The 20,316-nt window shown below is 36.9% G+C and carries 17 protein-coding genes; 12 read left to right on the forward strand and 5 right to left on the reverse strand.

All coding sequences use genetic code 11. From position 1 onward, the window contains the following. Positions 1 to 7: 7 nt before the first annotated feature. The gene (dmsA, locus tag ABN212_RS08730; RefSeq protein WP_102086686.1) at positions 8 to 2,446 is read right to left on the reverse strand and encodes a dimethylsulfoxide reductase subunit A; all 2,439 of its coding nucleotides are present in this window, start codon (positions 2,444 to 2,446) and stop codon (positions 8 to 10) included. Positions 2,447 to 3,123: 677 nt separating this feature from the next. Between dmsA and ABN212_RS08735 the strand changes: the two genes are divergently transcribed. The 12 genes from ABN212_RS08735 (at position 3,124) to ABN212_RS08790 (ending at position 15,236) form a co-directional block, all read left to right on the forward strand. After that, complete coding sequence (locus tag ABN212_RS08735; RefSeq protein ID WP_349443118.1) at positions 3,124 to 4,494, forward strand: sucrose-specific PTS transporter subunit IIBC; 1,371 nt, start codon at positions 3,124 to 3,126, stop codon at positions 4,492 to 4,494. Continuing rightward, entirely contained in the window at positions 4,495 to 5,901 is a 1,407-nt protein-coding gene (locus ABN212_RS08740) for a sucrose-6-phosphate hydrolase (RefSeq protein ID WP_102086688.1), read from the forward strand. It begins immediately after the preceding gene. Positions 5,902 to 5,964: 63 nt separating this feature from the next. Next, positions 5,965 to 6,975 carry a LacI family DNA-binding transcriptional regulator gene (locus ABN212_RS08745; protein WP_349443119.1) on the forward strand — a complete coding sequence of 337 codons (1,011 nt, stop codon included), beginning with the start codon at positions 5,965 to 5,967 and terminating at the stop codon, positions 6,973 to 6,975. An 89-nt stretch (positions 6,976 to 7,064) separates the two neighbouring features. After that, positions 7,065 to 7,778 carry an AzlC family ABC transporter permease gene (locus ABN212_RS08750; RefSeq protein ID WP_226892290.1) on the forward strand — a complete coding sequence of 238 codons (714 nt, stop codon included), beginning with the start codon at positions 7,065 to 7,067 and terminating at the stop codon, positions 7,776 to 7,778. Next, positions 7,775 to 8,089 (forward strand): AzlD domain-containing protein, encoded by a 315-nt coding sequence (locus tag ABN212_RS08755; RefSeq protein WP_075673103.1) that lies wholly within the window; start codon positions 7,775 to 7,777, stop codon positions 8,087 to 8,089. Before ABN212_RS08750 ends, ABN212_RS08755 begins: the two co-directional genes overlap by 4 nt. Before the next feature lie 313 nt (positions 8,090 to 8,402). Further along, a complete protein-coding gene (locus tag ABN212_RS08760) occupies positions 8,403 to 9,647 on the forward strand; it encodes a PfkB family carbohydrate kinase (RefSeq protein WP_102086690.1) in 1,245 nt (414 codons plus the stop codon). Beyond that, a complete protein-coding gene (locus ABN212_RS08765; RefSeq protein WP_102086691.1) occupies positions 9,647 to 10,591 on the forward strand; it encodes a tripartite tricarboxylate transporter substrate binding protein in 945 nt (314 codons plus the stop codon). The genes ABN212_RS08760 and ABN212_RS08765 overlap by 1 nt, the downstream gene beginning before the upstream one ends. A gap of 31 nt (positions 10,592 to 10,622) precedes the next feature. Further along, on the forward strand, positions 10,623 to 11,060 hold the full coding sequence (locus tag ABN212_RS08770; protein ID WP_102086692.1) for a tripartite tricarboxylate transporter TctB family protein: 438 nt from the start codon (positions 10,623 to 10,625) through the stop codon (positions 11,058 to 11,060). 15 nt (positions 11,061 to 11,075) lie between these two features. Continuing rightward, on the forward strand, positions 11,076 to 12,566 hold the full coding sequence (locus tag ABN212_RS08775) for a tripartite tricarboxylate transporter permease (protein ID WP_198632734.1): 1,491 nt from the start codon (positions 11,076 to 11,078) through the stop codon (positions 12,564 to 12,566). 135 nt (positions 12,567 to 12,701) lie between these two features. Continuing rightward, a complete protein-coding gene (locus ABN212_RS08780) occupies positions 12,702 to 13,697 on the forward strand; it encodes a dihydroxyacetone kinase subunit DhaK (protein WP_349443120.1) in 996 nt (331 codons plus the stop codon). Positions 13,698 to 13,699: 2 nt separating this feature from the next. After that, positions 13,700 to 14,305, forward strand: coding sequence for a dihydroxyacetone kinase subunit L (locus ABN212_RS08785; RefSeq protein WP_232797450.1), 606 nt, complete (start codon positions 13,700 to 13,702; stop codon positions 14,303 to 14,305). Positions 14,306 to 14,324: 19 nt separating this feature from the next. Then, complete coding sequence (locus tag ABN212_RS08790; RefSeq protein WP_198619496.1) at positions 14,325 to 15,236, forward strand: dihydrodipicolinate synthase family protein; 912 nt, start codon at positions 14,325 to 14,327, stop codon at positions 15,234 to 15,236. A 110-nt stretch (positions 15,237 to 15,346) separates the two neighbouring features. Here ABN212_RS08790 and ABN212_RS08795 read toward each other — a convergent pair whose 3' ends face one another. From ABN212_RS08795 to glgP, 4 genes are all read right to left on the reverse strand, one after another. Continuing rightward, complete coding sequence (locus ABN212_RS08795) at positions 15,347 to 16,315, reverse strand: threo-3-hydroxy-L-aspartate ammonia-lyase (protein WP_349443121.1); 969 nt, start codon at positions 16,313 to 16,315, stop codon at positions 15,347 to 15,349. A 4-nt stretch (positions 16,316 to 16,319) separates the two neighbouring features. Next, positions 16,320 to 16,709 carry a RidA family protein gene (locus tag ABN212_RS08800; RefSeq protein ID WP_349443122.1) on the reverse strand — a complete coding sequence of 130 codons (390 nt, stop codon included), beginning with the start codon at positions 16,707 to 16,709 and terminating at the stop codon, positions 16,320 to 16,322. 84 nt (positions 16,710 to 16,793) lie between these two features. Beyond that, positions 16,794 to 17,540 (reverse strand): hypothetical protein, encoded by a 747-nt coding sequence (locus ABN212_RS08805; protein WP_198619499.1) that lies wholly within the window; start codon positions 17,538 to 17,540, stop codon positions 16,794 to 16,796. A 286-nt stretch (positions 17,541 to 17,826) separates the two neighbouring features. Beyond that, on the reverse strand, positions 17,827 to 20,277 hold the full coding sequence (gene glgP / locus ABN212_RS08810) for a glycogen/starch/alpha-glucan family phosphorylase (protein WP_198619500.1): 2,451 nt from the start codon (positions 20,275 to 20,277) through the stop codon (positions 17,827 to 17,829). Positions 20,278 to 20,316: the final 39 nt, after the last annotated feature.

The raw sequence follows: 20,316 nt of genomic DNA on the forward strand, positions 1-20,316 counted from the left end.
AGACTCCTTACGCCTTGACGACTTCAACAAGATTACTGTGAGAAGGATTACCCTTAGCGAGAGGTGAAGGGCGTTGTGTCGTTAACACGTTAATACTACCTGCGTGATCAATTCGATTACTGTCTGGGTTATACCAAGCACCTTCGCTTAAGCCGACCACGCCCGGTAAAATACGAGGTGTGACTTTCGCATTGATCCGAACTTCACCACGATCGTTATAAATACGCACTAAATCACCGTGTTTGATACCGCGTTTAGTAGCATCAACAGGGTTGATCCATATTTCTTGAGGGCAAGCTGCCTTTAAGACATCAACGTTGCCATACGTTGAGTGAGTGCGTGATTTATAGTGGAATCCTGTCATTTGTAATGGATATTTTTCCATTGCTGGATCGCCATAGCTTTCAAAACCAGCAGAGTAGATAGGCAGTGGATCAATCACATCGTCAGACGCGAGTTCCCATGTCGCTTTAATGTCGGCAAGTTGAGAAGAATAAATCTCAATTTTACCTGATGGCGTTGTTAATGGGTTGTTTTCAGGATCTTCACGGAATTTACGATAAGCAACGTGATGACCTTCAGGATCGCGTTTTTTGAAGATACCTTGAGCACGGAATTCTTCAAAAGTCGGCAATTCAGGTAAGTTTTGACGAGATTGCTCATAAAGGTGACGTAGCCACTCTTCTTGTGTTCGGTTTTCAGTGAATTTTTCACCCACACCCATGCGTTTTGCAATTTCGCTTGTCATTTCATAGATATTACGGCTTTCAAAGCGAGGTTTGATTGCCTGATCAGCGAAAATAACATAAGCCATATTACCTGCTGATGCATCCATACAGAAATCCATTTGTTCTGATGCTGTGCAATCAGGAAGTAGAATGTCGGCATACTTAGCAGATGCTGTCATATGGTTATCGATCACCACAATCATTTCGCATTTTTTATCGTCTTGCAAAATGTCATGAGTACGATTGATTTCAGAATGTTGGTTTACTAAGCAGTTGCCCGCGTAGTTCCATACCATTTTGATTGGTACATCAAGTTTGTCTTTACCACGAACACCGTCACGGGTTGCCGTCATTTCTGGACCACGTAAAATGGCATCTGTCCACATAAACATAGAAATGCTGGTGGTAACAGGGTTAGTAAAGGTTGGCATACGAACAAAAGGAATACTGTAAGAGCCTTCACGAGCGCCAGTATTACCGCCGTTAATTCCCACATTACCCGTTAAAATAGAGAGCATTGCGATAGCACGAGAAGCAAGCTCACCGTTAGAACGACGTTGAGGACCCCAGCCTTGTGTAATATAAGCAGGTTTCGCTGTTGCGATTTCACGGGCTAATTTAACAATGCGTGAAGCAGGAATACCAGTGATCTGCGCCGCCCACTCAGGCGTTTTTGGCTGACCATCTGCACCATTACCTAAAATATAGGCTTTATAGTGGCCATTTTTTGGCGCACCCTCTGGCATAGTGGTTTCATCGTAACCAACACAATATTTATCTAAGAAAGGCTTATCAACTAAGTCTTCTTTAATCATGACATAAGCTAATGCATTAACTAATGCAGCATCTGTTCCTGGACGAATTGGGATCCATTCATCTTCACGACCAGCACCCGTATCGGTATAGCGTGGATCGATGATAATCATTCGTGCATCAGATTTTTCACGAGCTTGTTCAACGTAATAGGTGACACCGCCACCACTCATACGGGTTTCACCCGGATTATTACCGAACATCACGACAAGTTTGGTGTTTTCAATATCTGAAGGGCTATTACCATCTGCCCAACCACCATAAGTATAATTTAAGCCCGCTGCGATTTGCGCCGTACTATAGTCACCATAATGATTCAGATAACCACCACAACAATTCATTAAACGTGCAATTAATGTTGCACCTGGTGGCCAAGACTTCGTCATGGTGCCACCTAATGTTCCTGTACCGTAGTTTAGATAAATAGATTCATTACCATAATCTTTGATTAAACGTTTCATGGTATCTGAAATAGTATCAAACGCTTCATCCCATGAAATACGTTCAAATTTACCTTCACCACGTTTACCTACACGTTTCATTGGATAACGTAAACGGTCTGGGTTGTAAACACGGCGACGCATAGAACGACCACGTAAACAAGCACGCACTTGATGTAATTCTTCGTAGACATCATTGCCCGTGTTGTCGGTTTCAACGTATTTAATTTCACCATCAATCACATGCATACGTAATGGGCAACGACTACCGCAGTTTACAGTACATGCGCTCCACACGACTTTTTCGCTATTCGTTGTTGGTTTTGTTTCCGAGGCAATGGCTTGATGAAAGGGGAGTGATAATCCACCTGCGGTTATCGCTAAACCACCCGCTGCACCTGTTTTTACAAAACGACGGCGAGATAAGGGAGTGGAAAGTAACGCCATCTCTTTGATGTTTTTCATACATTACTCACTTGATTATTAAAATTTTAAGAAAAAACAGCCGCTAATAAGCTTATAAAGAAATAATGATTGTTATTGTTGTTAAAAAATAAGCACTTTAACGTAGGCAATAAAACCCAACTGTTAATGTGGATACTACGTATTTCCTGAAAGTTGTAGTTGCTTTACATCAAAGAAAAGTGATTTATTACAAGCGTTACCAGTTTTTAAGGTTATCTTAAGTTTTTGTATTGGTTATATTTAATCATTTGATTAACAATCTTTATATAAATAAATATATAACGATTAGTTAAGTGTTTGGATGTTATCAGTAACATTTATTAAGCTTGCTTACTTGTTTATATCTATATGATTTTGTTGGTTCAATAGTCATTTTTATTCATGCTTAACTATCATTTTTAGGGGCTATAATTATCTAACAACTAATTAACCCATTTAGCTAAACAAAAATTAAATATAGTTTAGCTTTTCGTTGTTTTTAATTATTTAAAAGATTCAAAACATGATTAATAAACGTGCTTTTTTGTAATTAAGATCACAATTAAACGACCTTTACCTGAGTTTTTATTGCTATCTTGAATTGATTTTTATTTAATCCAATTGTTAGCTAAACCGTTTTAGTTTTCAATTAAACTAAATACTCGCTACATAAATAAAAAAGAATGACAGAGGCTATGATGAATATTGAAAAAGTTGCTCACCAGCTTGTGCCTTTATTAGGTGGTGCTGAAAATATCGCAAGTGCAGCACATTGCGCTACGCGCTTAAGACTTGTTCTTGTTGATGACTCAAAAGCAGATAAAGAGGCAATAAATAAATTAGAGGGTGTAAAAGGGTGTTTTAGTAACGCTGGGCAAATTCAGGTCATTTTCGGCACAGGGTTAGTTAATAAAGTACATGCTGCATTTATTGCTGCCGCAGGTATTAGTGAATCTAGTAAATCTGAGGCTGCAAATATTGCGGCTAAAAAGCTCAATCCATTTCAACGAATAGCTAGACTGCTTTCCAATATCTTTGTCCCTATTATTCCTGCCATTGTAGCGTCAGGCTTATTAATGGGATTGCTGGGATTAATGAAAACTAACCAGTGGGTAAGTCCCGATAATGCACTCTATATCATGCTTGATATGTGTAGCTCCGCGGCTTTTATTATTTTGCCCATTCTTATTGGTTTTACTGCTGCAAAAGAATTTGGCGGAAATCCTTATCTTGGCGCGACATTAGGCGGAATTTTAACGCATCCAGCCTTAACTAACGCGTGGGGGGTTGCGGCTGGATTTAATACCATGAATTTTTTTGGGTTAGAAGTCGCCATGATTGGCTATCAAGGAACTGTTTTCCCAGTATTACTGGCAGTTTGGTTTATGAGTGTACTGGAAAAACAATTACGTAAAGTTGTTCCTAATGCACTTGATTTAATTATCACGCCATTTTTAACCGTTATTATTTCAGGCTTTGTTGCGTTATTAGTGATTGGACCTGTCGGTCGTCTTTTAGGTGATGGTATTTCATTAATACTAAGTACGTTAATTACGCAGGCAGGTTGGATTGCAGGGCTTATTTTTGGTGGTCTTTATTCTGTTATTGTTATTACAGGAATACACCATAGTTTCCATGCAGTCGAAGCTGGATTATTAGGGAATCCGAATATTGGCGTAAATTTCTTATTACCTATTTGGGCGATGGCTAATATTGCACAAGGAGGAGCCTGTATTGCCGTTTGGTTTAAAACCAACGATGCGAAAATTAAAGCTATTACGATCCCATCGGGTTTCTCCGCGATGTTAGGTATTACAGAGGCGGCAATTTTCGGGATTAATTTGCGTTATGGTAAACCTTTTATTGCTGCACTAATTGGAGGTGCTGCTGGAGGCGCTTGGGTTGTTGGCTCTCACGTTTATATGACCGCTGTTGGTCTTACCGCTATTCCGGGTATTGCGATTGTACAAACGGGTTCAATTATTAATTATGTTATTGGTTTAGTGATCGCATTCTTAACAGCTTTTGTTCTTTCTCTTTTACTGAAATATAAAGTGGAGTCTGCATAAATGACAAAAAGCGAAGGATTATCTGCAATTTTACAAGCGGTTATGCGTAATAGTGCTAAAGCTGCAAAAGATAAATACTATCCGCGTTGGCATTTAGCGCCAATAACTGGGTTATTAAATGATCCCAATGGGTTTTGTTTTGATGGTAAGTATTATCATCTTTTCTATCAATGGGCGCCTCTGTCTTGTGAGCATAAAAATAAATGTTGGGGGCATTGGCGTTCAAAGGATCTTATTACTTGGCAACATCAACCTATTGCTTTATTGCCTGATGAATTTTATGACAAAGATGGCTGTTATTCTGGCAGTGCTGTGATCAATCAAGGACAATTAACGCTTTGTTATACCGGAAATGTAAAATTTGATGATGGTTCTCGTACTGCATGGCAGTGTTTAGCAGTTGAAAACCAGCAGGGTGGTTTTGATAAGTTAGGGCCTGTTTTAGGGCTTCCTGAAGGTTATAGCGGACATGTTCGTGATCCTAAAATTTGGCAACACAACGATAAATGGTACATGGTGTTAGGGGCGCAAACGTTAGATAAACAGGGTAAGGTTTTACTTTATCGCGCATCTCACTTATATCAATGGCAATTAATAGGCGAGTTAGCAGGAAGTCATTTAGGTGGATTAGATGATGTGGGTTATATGTGGGAATGCCCAGATCTCTTTGAACTTAGTGGACACTTTATTTTATTAACCTGTCCTCAAGGAATAAAAAAAGAGCAATATCGATTTTTAAATTCGCACTCTAGTGCTTATTTAATGGGCAGTTTTGATTATTCAACATTGCAGTTTCAACATGGTGATTTAATCGAACTTGATGCAGGTTTTGAGTTTTATGCGCCGCAAACCACACAAGTTAATGGTAGGCGTTTATTATTTGGTTGGATGGGGGTTCCTGATGGAGAGGAAATGTATCAACCGACCATTGCTAATGGCTGGATACATCAAATGACCTGTCCTCGTGAATTACAAATAAGCGAAGGGCAACTTTATCAGCAACCCGTAAAAGAATTACAGCAACTCAGACAAAATGTACAATATTGGCAAGGCATTGCAGATGATGCGCCTGAAATTAACGGGTTTTGTGTTGAATTAGAGGTGGAATTAATAGACTCTCTCTTAATTCAATTCTCTGATTCACTTGAATTAACCATTGAGAATAATCAAGCAATATTAAAACGTCGTAGTGTTAAAAATGGTGAATGGCAATCACGTTTCTGGTCTGGTGATATAAAACATCTTCAAATATTATGTGACAGTTCGAGCGTGGAGATTTTCTTTAATCATGGTTTGGGTGTGATGAGTAGTCGTTTTTTCCCTTCAGCAAAACAGATCATTAATTTTTCGGGTAAAAACACAATAAAGCTAACAACTTGGCAATTAAATGATGCATTGTTTAGTTAAATAAGATTAGATAAACAATAAATTAATTTAAATTCAGCAAATGCAGCCTTAAGTAAAATAATAGTGAAAAAACAAAAGCGTACGACTATTACAGATATTGCAAAACTAGCAGGTGTATCAAAAACAACAGCTAGTTTGGTATTGAATGGCCGAGGTAAAGAGATGCGTGTTGCTGATGACACCATTGCGCGTATTACCTCTATTGCCCAACAATATCAGTATCAACCTAACATTCATGCTCGCTCTTTACGTGATAATCGCAGTTATGCATTGGGATTGGTTATTCCTGATATTACTAACTACGGATTTGCCTCAGTGGCTTATGAACTAGAAATATTATGTAGAGAAGCGGGTATTCAGCTACTTATTTCCTGTACGGATGAAAATGCGGCTCAAGAGACTCTTGCAATAGAACATTTGTTATCACGACAAATCGACGGTTTGATTGTGGCTTCTTGTTTACAAAATGATTTTGAATATCAGCGCTTAAGTAAACAAATTCCCGTTGTGTTATTTGACCGTTATTTTGACGGTACAACATTACCTTTTGTTGTCACAGATTCAACTACCACGACACAACAACTTATTGCGGAGATTGCTTCAACAAAAGGCATTGATGAATTTTACTTTTTAGGTGGACAATCAACGATTTCACCCACAAAAGATCGCCTTTTAGGTTTTACGCAAGGGCTTTCTCAAGCCAATATTAATTTGAAAACAGAGTGGATCATTCACGGGCACTATCATCCAAGTTCAGGCTATGAAATGTTCGGCTCTTTATGTGCGTCTTTAGGTCGTCCACCCAAGTTTGTTTTTACTTCAGCCTGCGGTTTGCTAGAGGGTGTATTACGGTATTTAAGCCAAAATAAAATCATGCAAGATGATGTTTATTTAACGGGCTTTGATGATCACTATCTTTATGATTCATTATCGATACCAATAGATACTATTGCACAAAATAATCCTGAATTAGCCTCACACTGCTTTCGACTCATTATGGGATTAATTAACCAAGCAAATTTAGAAACTCACCAAATTTTTGTTCCAGCAAAAATACACCAACGACATAAATAAGATTGAGCAATTTTATGCAATATCATTTATCTTTACTGACTGATAATTATTCTCTATAGAATTAATGTATTAAAAGTGAAGACAGGTAAATGGAAAAAATCAAAAATAATAATGAAGATAGGCAAGTAATGCGTGCTTTTGGCCTTGGTGCTCTGCATGTTTTACCTTTATGCCTTGCGGTTATTCCTTGGGGAATATTAGCGGGATCAATGGCCGTTGATGCAGGATTAACCTTTGCACAAAGTGTCGGAATGTCTGCAATTATATTTGCAGGGGCGGCGCAATTGGTGACATTAGGATTAGTGGTTTCTGGTGCGGGAATGCTGACCATTATTGTTTCTGTCTTTTTTATTACAGCTCAGCATCTTTTATACGGACTAACCTTACGTCCTCATGTTGCCCATTTAAAATGGTATCAACGCATTACAATAGGTTTTTTATTAACGGATGAACTTTTTGCTGTTTCAGCACAACCTAAAGTAAAACTCACACCCGCTTATATGATAGGTGCGGGATTATGTTTTTATTTAGCGTGGGTTGCCGTTAGTATTGTTGGTATTATTATGGCAAGCCAAGTTTCTGATTTATCTCGTTATCATCTTGATTTTTCTATTGTTGCCACGTTATTGGCAATTGTTATTCCGTTAATAAAAACATTTAGTACATTAGTAGGCGTTATTGTCTCTTTTTGCCTATCTATTATTTTCAGCTGGTTGAATATAGAAGGTGGCGTAGTGATTGGTGGATTAACAGGCATGTTTATTGCTGTTTGTGTTGCTAGAGCCAGAGGAGAACAAAAATGACATGGTCGTTATTATTAATTTTGGCACTCGTCATTTTTATGTTGCGTTATTTCTTTCTTGAACCGGCGATCCCCGTCAAATTACCGTCTGTGATCAGACAGGCATTAGGATATTCTGCACCTTGTTTATTAACTGCAATTTGTGCACCCATTGTGCTGTTAGAAAAAGGCGAATTTAAAGGTATTCTAGATAATCCTTATCTTTGGGGAACCTTATTATGTGTAGGATTAGCGCTTAAAATACGTAATACCTTAGTGGTCGTGTTGCTGACATTAGTGGGCTTTTATCTGCTTAATGCTTTGTTAAATTAAATACCAAGGTGATTTTATTTAACATAGTATTTACATTTTAAAACTATCACATCTGTAATAATCTAAGTTATTATTTTATCAGCCGTTCTTGAACGGCTGATTCTACCTCTCTTTTCTAAATCTCCATTCATTATTCGACTCGTTTCACCTCTCATTTTTAACGTATGCCAATTGATGTTGTGTTAAAAAAATGTGATCTAAATTGCTTTGATTTGGTTTTGCTTCTGTTTTTGGTTTTTTGTTTTGAATACCATCGCAGAATCACTGACCTAATCTCCTTATTCTCGTTATCAATGATACGGAGGCACTTTATATGTTTTCAGAAGAACGGCGACAGGAAATTTACACCATCATCAGAGAACAAAAGAAAGTTAAAGTGGCTCAGCTTGCGGAAAAATTCAGTGTCACATTGGAAACTATTCGCAGTGATTTGAAATACCTCGAAGGAGAAGGGTTGATCAAACGTTGTCATGGTGGCGCCATACTAGGGAAACAAGAAATTAAAAAAATAAGTAAATTTAGTGATAGTTTTGATATTTCATGTTTATTGCACGATTTATTAATCGTGAGAGAACGTAAAGATAGAAAGCCAGAAGGTAAAGTCTGTGTGCTTGGGTCATTTGTGGTAGATATTATTGCCAATGTCGATTCTTTTCCAAAAGTCGGAGAGTTAATTAACTCTAAAAGCAATTCGATAGGTCCTGGTGGTAAAGGAACAAATCAGGCAATGGCTGCCAGTTTTTCTGATGCGAAAGTGCATTTAATAACAAAAGTTGGTGAAGATCATTTTAGTAAATATGCATATAAATATTTACAAGAAAGTGGAATTGATTCTTTCACTATTTTTCAAACAGAAATAGAGCCAACAGGCAGTTCAATTAGTTATTTAGCAGATAAAACACAAAACAATATTACAGCGACTTATTTAGGTGCGAACAATACATTCTCTGAGCAAGAGATTGATATTTCTTTGCCTTATGTAAGTGAGGCAGATGTGTTATTGCTCCAAGGTGAAATTAATATAGAAGCCAATATTAAAGCAGCGATGTTTGCAAAGTCTGTTAATAAAATTATCGTACTTAATGTTGCACCTTACAGCGAAGATTTAAAGCAACTTTATTCCACTCTTGATTTTATTACGTTAAATGCAAATCAAGCATCACACTGGGCTGACATTGAAATAAACGATATTAAAGACGCAACACAAGCGATTAACGTTATTTCAGGTGATGAAAATAAGAAAGTCATTATCTATATGGATGAGCTTGGTGTGGTCTATTTTGACGGACGCGCCACTTTTCATATTCCTCCTATGCCATCGTTACGAGTGGATACGATGGCAGCCACGGATGCTTTTAATGGCGCATTTGCTTCAAAAATAGCGGCAGGAGGCACAATGCATGAGAGTGTATTATTTGCCAGTGCTTTCCTCTCTGCATTTATAGAACAAAAAGGCGTAACAGCAATGCCTGTACTTTCTCAGGTTCAGGCTCGCCTTAAATCAAGGCTCGAAGATATTCGACCACAAATAATCTGCAATGAGAAAAGGTGCATATAATGAAAAAAACACTTCTGGCATTTACCCTATGCAGTTCCATTTTTACACTTCCAGCTTTTGCTCAATATCCAGAAAAGCCGATTACTATTATTGTTCCTTGGGCTGCGGGAGGTAATACTGATACTGTTGCACGCCTAGCGGCTAAAGGGCTACAAGAAGAATTAGGCGTGACCGTTAATGTGGTAAATAAAACTGGAGGTAGTGGTGTTGTAGGTCATGATGCCATTAAAAATGCAAAACCCGATGGTTACACATTAGGTATTGCAACGGTTGAAATTACCATGATGCATCATCAAGGAATGACAAATTTAACTTATCAAGATTACACACCGATTACACGTCTTGCCGTTATTTATGGTGGATTACAGGTTGGGAAATCTTCACCATTTAAAAATGCACAGGAAATTATTGATTACGCAAAAGCAAATCCGGGTAAATTAAAAGCATCTGGCAGTGGGTTAAATTCAATCTGGCATCTCAATACTATTGGTATGTTGCGTGCCGCAGGATTGCCTGATAACGCCATTCGCTTTATCCCATCTCAAGGTGCAAGTGCTGCATTACAAGAGCTTGCTTCTGGTGGTGTTGATATTGTGACCTCTTCATTAGGTGAGGCAGACAGTATGGTAAAGGCAGGATTAGTGAAGCATATGGCAATTATGTCAAATGAGAAATCGGCTTTTTATCCTGATGTACCATTATTTAAAGAAGCCACACCTTATAACTGGGATTTGCAAGCATGGAATATGCTAGTTGCGCCAAAAGGGCTAGATAAAGAAGTGCAAGATAAACTCACGGCTGCAATGAAAAAAGTGTATGCATCTGGTGAATTAGCCGAGTTTGCAAATAAACAAGGATTTGAAGTGATCGAGCTATATGGAGATGATGCCACTCAATTTATGGCCAATGAAGATAAAAAGTTTGGTGAAATTATAAAGAAATAACTGAGGAAACGGCTGAACAACAGCCGTTTTTATGCCTATGCTAAATCGTCATATTCTATCGCTAATATTTTGCTGCTTTGGTTTATTTCTTATTGTTTATAGTGCGTATTCATTAGGTGATTTTAGTGAATATGGCGCCGCATTTATGCCTTCTATTATTGGCGGTGGCATGATTATATTTTCATTAATAGATATATTTTCACGCAATCAAGAAAGTGATATTCCATTAGTTTCATGGCATGAAATAAAATTTGTTTTATTAATTATTGGAATTATTCTTTTTTATGTTTTTGTATCAGATTATCTAGGTTTTATTTTAACAGGATTAATTATTACCGCCCCGTTAATGATAAAGTATGCAACAACAAAACCTATATACAGTTTTATTATTTCAGCCAGTGTGGTGTTAGGTGTGTATTACTTATTTACCGCTGTACTGTTAGTACCGCTACCTCAGCTATTTTCATAAATAGAGAACAACAGTATGGATATATTAATTAGCGCACTTGCTTATATTGATTACACAACAATACTTGTCGTTATTGGTGCTTGTTTATTTGGCTTATTTGTTGGTGCAATTCCTGGATTAACATCAACAATGGCTATCGCATTAATGGTGCCATTTACTTTTTTTCTTGATCCCATTCCTGCATTAGCCTTAATGATTTCTGTTGGCGCGTCTTCTATATTTGCAGGTGATATTCCTGGTGCTTTATTAAATATTCCGGGTACACCTGCATCAGCGGCTTATACCAATGATGCACACAGCTTAGTTAAAGAAGGTAACACCAACCGTGTATTAGGTATGTCGTTAACAAGCTCTGTGATTGGTGGCGTTATTGGTACAATTATATTAGCGTCAACAGCGCCAGTTTTAGCTGAGTTTGCTTTAAAATTTAGTTCTTATGAATATATGTGGTTGTCTTTAATTGGGCTTAGCTGTGCAACTATTGTTTCAGGTTCACATATTAGAAAAAGCTTATTAGCACTGTTCTTTGGTATTGCATTATCCACCATTGGTTATGATGAATTTACAGGGCAAGCACGCTTTACTTTTGGTGAAGTCTCTTTAATGCAAGGTGTAAGTTTTATTCCAGCAATGATAGGATTATTTGCAATTTCCGGTGCAATTAAATATTACGTTGAGCGTTGGAAAGAAAAGCAAATCACGCTAAGTGAAGTGAATGCTGAAAATAATTCTTACAATATTTTTAAAGGAATTGGTGGTGTTGTTTGCCAGCGTAAAGGCGGCATTTTCCGTAGCGGAATAATAGGAACATTAATTGGTGCTTTACCCGGTGCGGGTGCCGATATTGCGGCATGGATCTCTTATGCCGTTTCAAAGAAACTCTCTAAAAACCCAGAAAAATATGGTCATGGTTCTGAAGAGGGTATTGTTGATGCTTCAGCAAGTAATAATGCAAGTTTAGCGGGAAGTTGGATCCCATCTTTAGTATTTGGAATTCCGGGCGATTCTGCTGCTGCAATTATTATCGGTGTCTTGTATATGAAAGATATGCAACCAGGACCAACACTATTTTTATTCAACCCTGATAAATTGTATGCTGTCTTTATTATTTTCTTTATTGCTAATTTAATTTTATTACCGATTGCTTTTATTGTTGTCAATTTACTGAAGAAGATTGTTGCTATTGATAATGCAATTATTTATCCAGCAATTATCTTATTTAGTCTCGTAGGCTCTTACGCAATTACTAATACGATGTCTTCTATTGTTGTTATGTTAGTAATGGGTGTTATCGGCTATTTCCTTCAAGAACGAAAATTCCCAATATCACCCATTATTTTGGGCATGATTTTAGGGCCAATGTTAGAAAAGAATTTACTTTCATCATTAATGAAGTCAGATGGTGATTTTATTAATTTTGTTAATAGACCTATTTCGATGATATTAGCCAGTGTGTTTTTATTCATTGTTATTATGCAAATTAGAGGTGCGTTTAAAGCTAAATAAAGCCTCGTTTATTTATAAACAATTATTTAAATAGAGATGCTTTTTAAGTATCAGGGAAAACTCATCTTAAATAAACGAAATGATTTTTTTAAGATGATAAAAATCAGCAGATAAATAAAAATATCGGGTGATCACATGAAAAAAATATTAAATAAGCCAGAAAATTATGTCGATGAAACATTAGCAGGCTTATGCCTTGCTCATGGTGATATTTATCGTCAACCACAGCCAAGATTGATTACTCGTTCGAAAAAAGCCAATAATCCCAAAGTGGGTATTGTAACGGGTGGCGGGTCGGGTCACTTACCTGTATTTACAGGATATGTCGGTGAGGGCTTATTAGATGCAGCCGCCGTAGGCGATGTTTTTGCTTCACCTTCAGCCGATTTAATGGCAGATGCCATTCGTGAAGCAAACAGTGGCTTAGGTGTATTGTTACTTTATGGCAATTATGGTGGCGATATCATGAATTTTGATATGGCGACCGAAACTGTCGATTTTGAAGATGATATTCGTTGTACAACCGTTTTAGCTACTGACGATGTGGCTTCAGCAAAACCAGAAGAAGCGCACAAACGCCGTGGTGTTGCTGGAATGATCTATGGTTTTAAAATGGCGGGCGCCAAAGCCGAAGAAGGTGCAACACTTGATGAAGTCACGCGTGTTGCTCAAAAAACCATGGAAAATACTCGAACCATTGGTTGTGCGCTGACATCTTGCACCTTACCCGCAGTAGGACATCCTACTTTTGAAATTGGTGACGATGAAATGGAAATGGGGATGGGTATTCACGGTGAACCGGGAATTTGGCGTGATAAATTACGCAACGCAGATGATATTGCACAAGAGATGTTTGATCGCTTACAGACAGAATTATCATTAAAAACAGGAGATAAAGTCTCTGTATTAGTTAACTCTTTAGGCGCAACACCATTAGAAGAGCTTTATATTCTGTACAACAAAATTGCACAGCTGATTGATAAAACAGGTGCAACAATTGTGCATCCGTTAGTCGGACGTTATGCCACATCCATGGAAATGGCCGGTGCAAGTTTAACATTATGCAAATTGGATGATGAGCTAGAAGCCTTGATGAATGCACCGGCTCATTGTGCATTCTGGAGGGTATAGCGATGAATATTACGCTTGATATGCTCAAACAAGCGGTGATCCGTATCGCTATTGCTTGCGAGCAATCTCAATCAATGCTGTGTGAAGCGGATAGTCGTTTAGGTGATGGAGATCTGGGGATCACCATGCAAAAAGGCTGGCGACAAATTGCAGATGACTCACAAGATTGGCCTGATGATTTAAGCAAAGCGCTTTTTCAATGCAGCAAATCATTACAAAAAGCCTGTGCTTCTTCTTTTGGTACATTGCAAGCAACCGCTTTTATGGCAATGGCCAAATACTGCAAAGAAAACCAACTTCAAGAAATATCGTCCTCCGACATTTCATCGCTATTAACTATTGCATACCAAAGCATGATGGCAAGGGGAAAAGGGGAGTTAGGGCAAAAATCCGTACTCGATATTCTTTACCATTTATCTGAAGCGCTAAAACCAACTTTAGCTATCGATAATTTAAAAGCAGCAGCATTACAAAGCGTCGATAGTACGCTTAATGAATTTCGCCAAAAACCTAATTTATTAGGTCGAGCCCGTATGTTCCCAGAAAAATCTATTGGTTTAGATGATCCGGGTATGTTGGCAATTAAAGTTATTGTTGAAGCAATCTGATTTAATAAAGGTCTTTTATATGAAAAAATTATTTGGCGTTACAGTGGCAATGGTTACTCCGTTTGATTCGAACGATCAAGTAGATATTAAAGCGTTATCTGCATTAACTGAAATGCTAGTAACCAAGGGCGTTGATTGCCTTTATCCTTGTGGTACAACGGGTGAGATGTTGCGTTTATCTGCATTAGAACGTAAAAATGTTGCGAAAACCGTTGTTGAAACAGCGAATAAGCGTTTACCTGTCTTTATTCATGTTGGTGCAATGACATTAACTGAAACCATTGAATTAGCCAAACACGCAGTTGAAATTGGTGCCGATGGTATTGGTGTGGTGACGCCACAATTTTTTGGTGTGACAGACAGAGAATTAGAAAACTATTTTGTGACAGTGGCAAATAGTGTGCCGGATAATTTTCCTGTTTATCTGTATAACATTCCGCAATGTGCGGCAAATAATATAAAACCTGAATTAGCGGCAAAAGTACAACAACAGTGTAAAAATGTAATTGGTATTAAATACAGTTTTGCTGATAACAATACAACATTAAGCTACCTTGCTGTAGCCGATAATTTTTCCGTCCTTCATGGCTACGATAAATTATTCCTAGGTTTATTAGATGCGGGCTGTGACGGTACGGTTTCTGGTTGTGCTTGCGTATTCCCTGAGCCTTTTGTGAATATGTATAAAGCTTATATCGCAGGTAATTACCAAGAAGCGAAACAGTGGCAACAATTTTGTGTGAAATTTAGTGATGCACTTAAGTCTGGCGCGAATATGGCAATATTTAAATCGGCATTAACCATGCGTGGTTTAGAAGGTGGTCATATGCGTTTGCCACAACTCGATTTATTGCCTGAAGAAAATCAACAATTAAAAGAAAATCTGACTCAATTATGTAAAAAAGCAGGTATCACTTTTTCACTTAATTAAAATTTGTTAAACAAACGCCCCCGTTATTTTAGTTGATTGGTTGTATGTTGGTGTTTTTAAGCAGTATAGGTTTTTCTATACTGCTTTTTTTCATATTAGAACATGCAAGTTTATTGCGCTAAAAATAGACCATATTGCGCGATATCGACATTACCACCGCTGATAATAATACCAATTTTTTTGCCTTTTAACTTATCTCCAAATTGACGAGCAGCCGCTAAACTTAAACAGCCAGTTGGCTCTACAATTATTTTCATTCGCTGAGCGTAAAACTGCATAGCCAAAATTAATTCTTCATCTGTTGCCGTTAAAATATCGTTCACATGGTTACGAATAATCTCAAAAGTATAATTGCCTAAGTGCTGAGTTTGCGCACCGTCTGCAATTGTTTTCGGTGTATCAATATGAATGATTTCGCCTTTGCGTAATGATTGTTGTCCGTCATTTCCGGCTAAAGGCTCCACGCCAAATATTTTACAATCTGGTGAGAGAGCTTTGGTTGATAATAAAGAGCCAGAAAGTAAGCCACCACCACCTAATGGAACAAATAGCATATCTAATGCACCCACTTCATCAAACAGCTCTTTTGCGGCAGTACCTTGTCCAGCAATAATATGAGGATGATCGTAAGGTGGAATTAATGTTAGGCCTTCCTTTTGTGCCAGTTGTTGCCCAATTTCTTCACGATCTTCTGTATAACGGTTATAGGTGATCACGCGACCACGATAGCCTTTTGTGGCTTCCATTTTTGCCTTTGGTGCATCTTCAGGCATGATAATTGTTGCAGGAATACCTAATAGCTTTGCCGATAAAGCTATAGCTTGTACATGGTTGCCTGATGAGAAAGTCACGACACCATTTTTACGTTGTTCTGCGGTAAATTGAGATAACGCATTCATCGCACCACGAAATTTAAATGCACCCATTCGCTGAAAGTTTTCACATTTAAAATAAAATTGCGCCCCTGTTAGCTCATTAATAGTGCGAGAGGTTAAAACCGGTGTTTTATTAAGATATGGCAGAATGCGTTGATGAGCTTCAGTAACATCTTTATAAGTGGGAGCAAGTAACTTATTCATAAGATTATTCCTTAATAACAACGGCTTCAATTTCAATTTTACTCCCAAAATGTAGCTCTTTTACACCCGCCACTAATCTTGCTGGTCTATGCTCGCCAATCCATTTTGCATATAACTCATTAACGATAGGCCATTCATTAATATCTGTCACATAGACTTTAACTTGAGCAATATCGGTTTTCTTTGCATTTATTCCGATAAGGCAAGCTTGTAAATTTTCAAGGACTTGTGTGATTTGTACTTCAACAGGTTTGTCTGCTAAAGGTTTACCTTGTTTATCTAAGGGTAATAACCCTGAAATAAACGACATATTGTTTGCAGTCACGACATGAGAGTAATGCCCACCAGGTAAAGAGAGTGCTTCAATATTTTGTTGGATAAGATGTGAGGTCATTGTGTTTTCCTATTTCACTTAAGTTAGATAAAATGTACATCTGGTTATACATAATGTCTATCATTAGATCAATAGTTTACTTTTTTATAAAAAAATAAGAGTACGCGTAGAATAAGGAGAAGCTAATTTATCTTCAGGAGTAACTAAATTTCGTTGAGCGATTTCTTTCACTGCATCTTTTATTTTAGAAAAATTAACTTTATTTTCTGATAAAATATTGTAAATATATTCAGCTATTAAACAATAAGTTTCATATTTTGAATGTGAATCATTAGCAATTCCTAATTCATCTATTGCTTTTACAACTTCAGGGATATCTTGTAAGTGTTGGATTATCGTGCTTTGAGCCGCATTATTATCTAAATCTAGATTAAATTTTTTAGAAATTAAAAAAAATAAAATTTTTTTAGTCTCTTTGTTCATAATAAATTTTTCATCATGATATAGATTGTCAATTTCTCGATTAATTCTTGAAGAAGGAAAAATTTTTATTTCATTTTCCCACCAGTCTGAAATATATCCATCTATTTTTCCATAAGCTTTATTTAATAATTTTATTGATTTTTCTCTGTTTTCGGTATTAATTTTGTAAGAGGATATTTTGGTGGGTGTATAAAGTTTTAGTATTTTTGATAGTAATTCACGACTAATTTCTGCAATATTTATACTAACCTTTTTTCCATTACAACCACAAGATATGTCTTTTAAAGGGGTGTTTTTAATATCTTTAATATTATTAAAAAGTTTCGTATAACCTTTTAAATTATAGTCATTAAAAAAAGCTCCTGTATTTTGCTTTTTAATTACAAAGCTATTGGAAATATTTTTCATAAAAACTCCTTTTGTCATTAAAGGAAATTTTGACAGAATAAATGATAAAATCTTTCATAAATAAAACAAATAAATCTAATAAGAAACAGGTAAAAACATATCACTACTTTTTTATAATATTAAGAATAAGGTTTAATAAGAACAACGTGTTATTTTCCACGCTGTATAAATCGCCATTAATGGTGCTAATGCTAAAAATAAAAAGAATTTTGTCTTAAACGATAAAAGCAAAAACCGCGCAATAAAGCGCGGTTACTGTTCTGTCCTTAGAAGTTTAGCTTAGTTTTTACAATGTAATCGCAGAAGCTTTCCAAATTCGTTGCATATATTCTGTTACCGCACGATCCGCAGAAAAATAACCCATTTGGCAGATATTTAACGCAGATTTTCTCAACCAAGCATCTTCATCTTGATAGAGAACATCAACACTATCTTGAGTATCAACATAACTACGATAATCGGCTAATACCTGATAATGATCGCCAAATTCAATTAAGCTATCGAAAATTGATTTGTACTTATCAGGATCCGTTGGGTTAAAGAAACCATTAGCGATTTGATTAAGCACAGTGTGTAACTCAATATCTTCATCGTAATAACGACGAGGGGAATAACGTTGTCTTAATTCCGCCACTTCTTGTGCATTGTGGCCAAAGATAAACATATTATCGAAACCAACATGTTCGCCAATTTCAATATTCGCGCCATCAAGTGTACCGATGGTTAATGCACCATTTAGGGCAAATTTCATATTTCCTGTACCAGAAGCTTCTGTTCCTGCTAATGATATTTGTTCAGATAAATCTGCCGCAGGGATAATATGTTGCGCTAAACTTACGCCGTAATTAGGAATAAAGATCACTTTTAGTTTATCTTTAATACGCTCGTCATTATTAATCTTACTTGCAATATCGTTGATAAGATTGATAATTTTCTTCGCATTATAATAGGCTGAAGCAGCCTTACCGCCAAAAATAAATACGCGAGGTACCCAGTTTTTCTCTGGATTTTCTAAAATGCGATTATAACGAGTGATAATACCTAACACATTCAGAAGTTGACGTTTATATTCATGAATACGTTTGATTTGTACATCAAACAGTGCATCAGGATTAATATCAATCTTTAAATCTTCCTTAATGATCTGAGCAAGATTTTGTTTATTGATACGTTTTGAATCTTTTAATTGGTGCAAGAAATTTTTATCTTTTACCAATGGCATTAATTCACCCAATTGCTCTAAATTAGTTCGCCAGTTTGTACCAATATGGCTATCAATTACTTTAGAGAGAGAAGGGTTTGCTAATGCCAACCAACGACGTGGTGTGATCCCATTGGTAATATTGCAGAATTTCTTAGGATAGATCATCGCAAAATCAGCAAATAAAGATTGCACCATTAGTTGGCTATGAAGTTCAGAAACACCATTAACCTGATGACTAATAATAACCGCTAACCATGCCATACGAACATTACGGCCATTCTCTTCATCAATAATGGAAACACGACGCAATAAATCGTTGTCGTTAGGGAATTGTGCTCTGACTTGTTTCAAGAATTTATCATTGATTTGGAAAATGATTTGTAAATGGCGAGGAAGCGAACGGCCTAGCATGTCAACAGGCCAAGTCTCTAATGCTTCACCCATTAATGTATGGTTGGTGTATGAGAATATATGAATAGTTTGTTCCCATGCCTCATCCCAGCTAAATCCATGATTATCAATCAGCTGACGCATTAACTCAGGAATAGCAAGAACAGGGTGAGTATCATTAAGATGAATTGCAATAAAATCTTTTAAATTATCAAAGCGTTGATGCAGATGATAATGACGTTGCAAAATATCTTGAACAGAAGCACTCACTAAGAAATATTCTTGCTGTAAACGCAACATTTTACCTGACATTGTTGAATCATCAGGATAGAGAATACGAGAGATATTTTCAGAGCGATCTTTTGCTTCTGTTGCTTCTAGATATTCACCTTTATTAAATTTACCTAAGTTAAACGCAACATTTGATTTGGCTGACCACAAACGAATGGTATCTGTCGCTTGGGTGTTATAACCAGGAACAATAGAATCATAAGGTTGTGCCATAACATTAAAGGTATCGACCCAATAATTTTTCTCACCTTCTTGTTGCAAACGTCCGCCAAAATCCACTTCAAATTGCAGATCATGACGAGGGAATTCCCAAGGATTACCTTTTTCAAGCCAGTTATCCGCAACTTCATGTTGTTCGCCATTTTTAATTTGTTGGCGGAACATTCCGTATTCATAACGAATACCATAACCTGTAACGGGATAACCTAGTGTGGCACAAGAATCAAGGAAGCATGCAGCCAATCGACCTAAACCCCCATTACCTAAACCTGGATCGGGCTCGAGTTCGATTTGTTTTTCAAGATCAAGACCTAACTCTTTTAATGCCTCTTTGACTTCGTGATAAACACCTAAAGAGAGCATGGCGTTTGTCAAAAAACGCCCCATGAGAAACTCCATCGAAATGTAATAAACTTGTTTTACTTTCGGTGAAAGCTCTGCTTTGGTCGATTTTAACCAACGCTCTACTAAACGGTCTCTAATAGCGTAAGAGGTTGCATTTAACCAATCTGTTGGTGTTGCATATTTTGGCGACGTACCAACGATAAACATAAGTTTATAAACAATGGAACGCTTTAATGATTCAATATCCTTATCGGGTGATAAATAATCAAATTCACATAAATTTTTCATTATAAATCTCTTTTTGTTATCCACTGGTTCAAATAGACT

It is taken from the genome of Proteus genomosp. 6 (assembly GCF_040139785.1).
Lineage (GTDB): Bacteria > Pseudomonadota > Gammaproteobacteria > Enterobacterales > Enterobacteriaceae > Proteus.

Coding starts and splice junctions, on each gene's coding strand:
- ABN212_RS08795 (WP_349443121.1), bottom strand. CDS start 16,315: ATGAATAAGTTACTTGCTCCCACTTATAAAGATGTTACTGAAGCTCAT.
- ABN212_RS08735 (WP_349443118.1), top strand. CDS start 3,124: ATGAATATTGAAAAAGTTGCTCACCAGCTTGTGCCTTTATTAGGTGGT.
- ABN212_RS08750 (WP_226892290.1), top strand. CDS start 7,065: ATGGAAAAAATCAAAAATAATAATGAAGATAGGCAAGTAATGCGTGCT.
- ABN212_RS08760 (WP_102086690.1), top strand. CDS start 8,403: ATGTTTTCAGAAGAACGGCGACAGGAAATTTACACCATCATCAGAGAA.
- glgP (WP_198619500.1), bottom strand. CDS start 20,277: ATGAAAAATTTATGTGAATTTGATTATTTATCACCCGATAAGGATATT.
- ABN212_RS08770 (WP_102086692.1), top strand. CDS start 10,623: ATGCCTATGCTAAATCGTCATATTCTATCGCTAATATTTTGCTGCTTT.
- ABN212_RS08780 (WP_349443120.1), top strand. CDS start 12,702: ATGAAAAAAATATTAAATAAGCCAGAAAATTATGTCGATGAAACATTA.
- ABN212_RS08765 (WP_102086691.1), top strand. CDS start 9,647: ATGAAAAAAACACTTCTGGCATTTACCCTATGCAGTTCCATTTTTACA.
- ABN212_RS08805 (WP_198619499.1), bottom strand. CDS start 17,540: ATGAAAAATATTTCCAATAGCTTTGTAATTAAAAAGCAAAATACAGGA.
- ABN212_RS08775 (WP_198632734.1), top strand. CDS start 11,076: ATGGATATATTAATTAGCGCACTTGCTTATATTGATTACACAACAATA.
- ABN212_RS08785 (WP_232797450.1), top strand. CDS start 13,700: ATGAATATTACGCTTGATATGCTCAAACAAGCGGTGATCCGTATCGCT.
- ABN212_RS08755 (WP_075673103.1), top strand. CDS start 7,775: ATGACATGGTCGTTATTATTAATTTTGGCACTCGTCATTTTTATGTTG.
- ABN212_RS08800 (WP_349443122.1), bottom strand. CDS start 16,709: ATGACCTCACATCTTATCCAACAAAATATTGAAGCACTCTCTTTACCT.
- ABN212_RS08790 (WP_198619496.1), top strand. CDS start 14,325: ATGAAAAAATTATTTGGCGTTACAGTGGCAATGGTTACTCCGTTTGAT.
- dmsA (WP_102086686.1), bottom strand. CDS start 2,446: ATGAAAAACATCAAAGAGATGGCGTTACTTTCCACTCCCTTATCTCGC.
- ABN212_RS08740 (WP_102086688.1), top strand. CDS start 4,495: ATGACAAAAAGCGAAGGATTATCTGCAATTTTACAAGCGGTTATGCGT.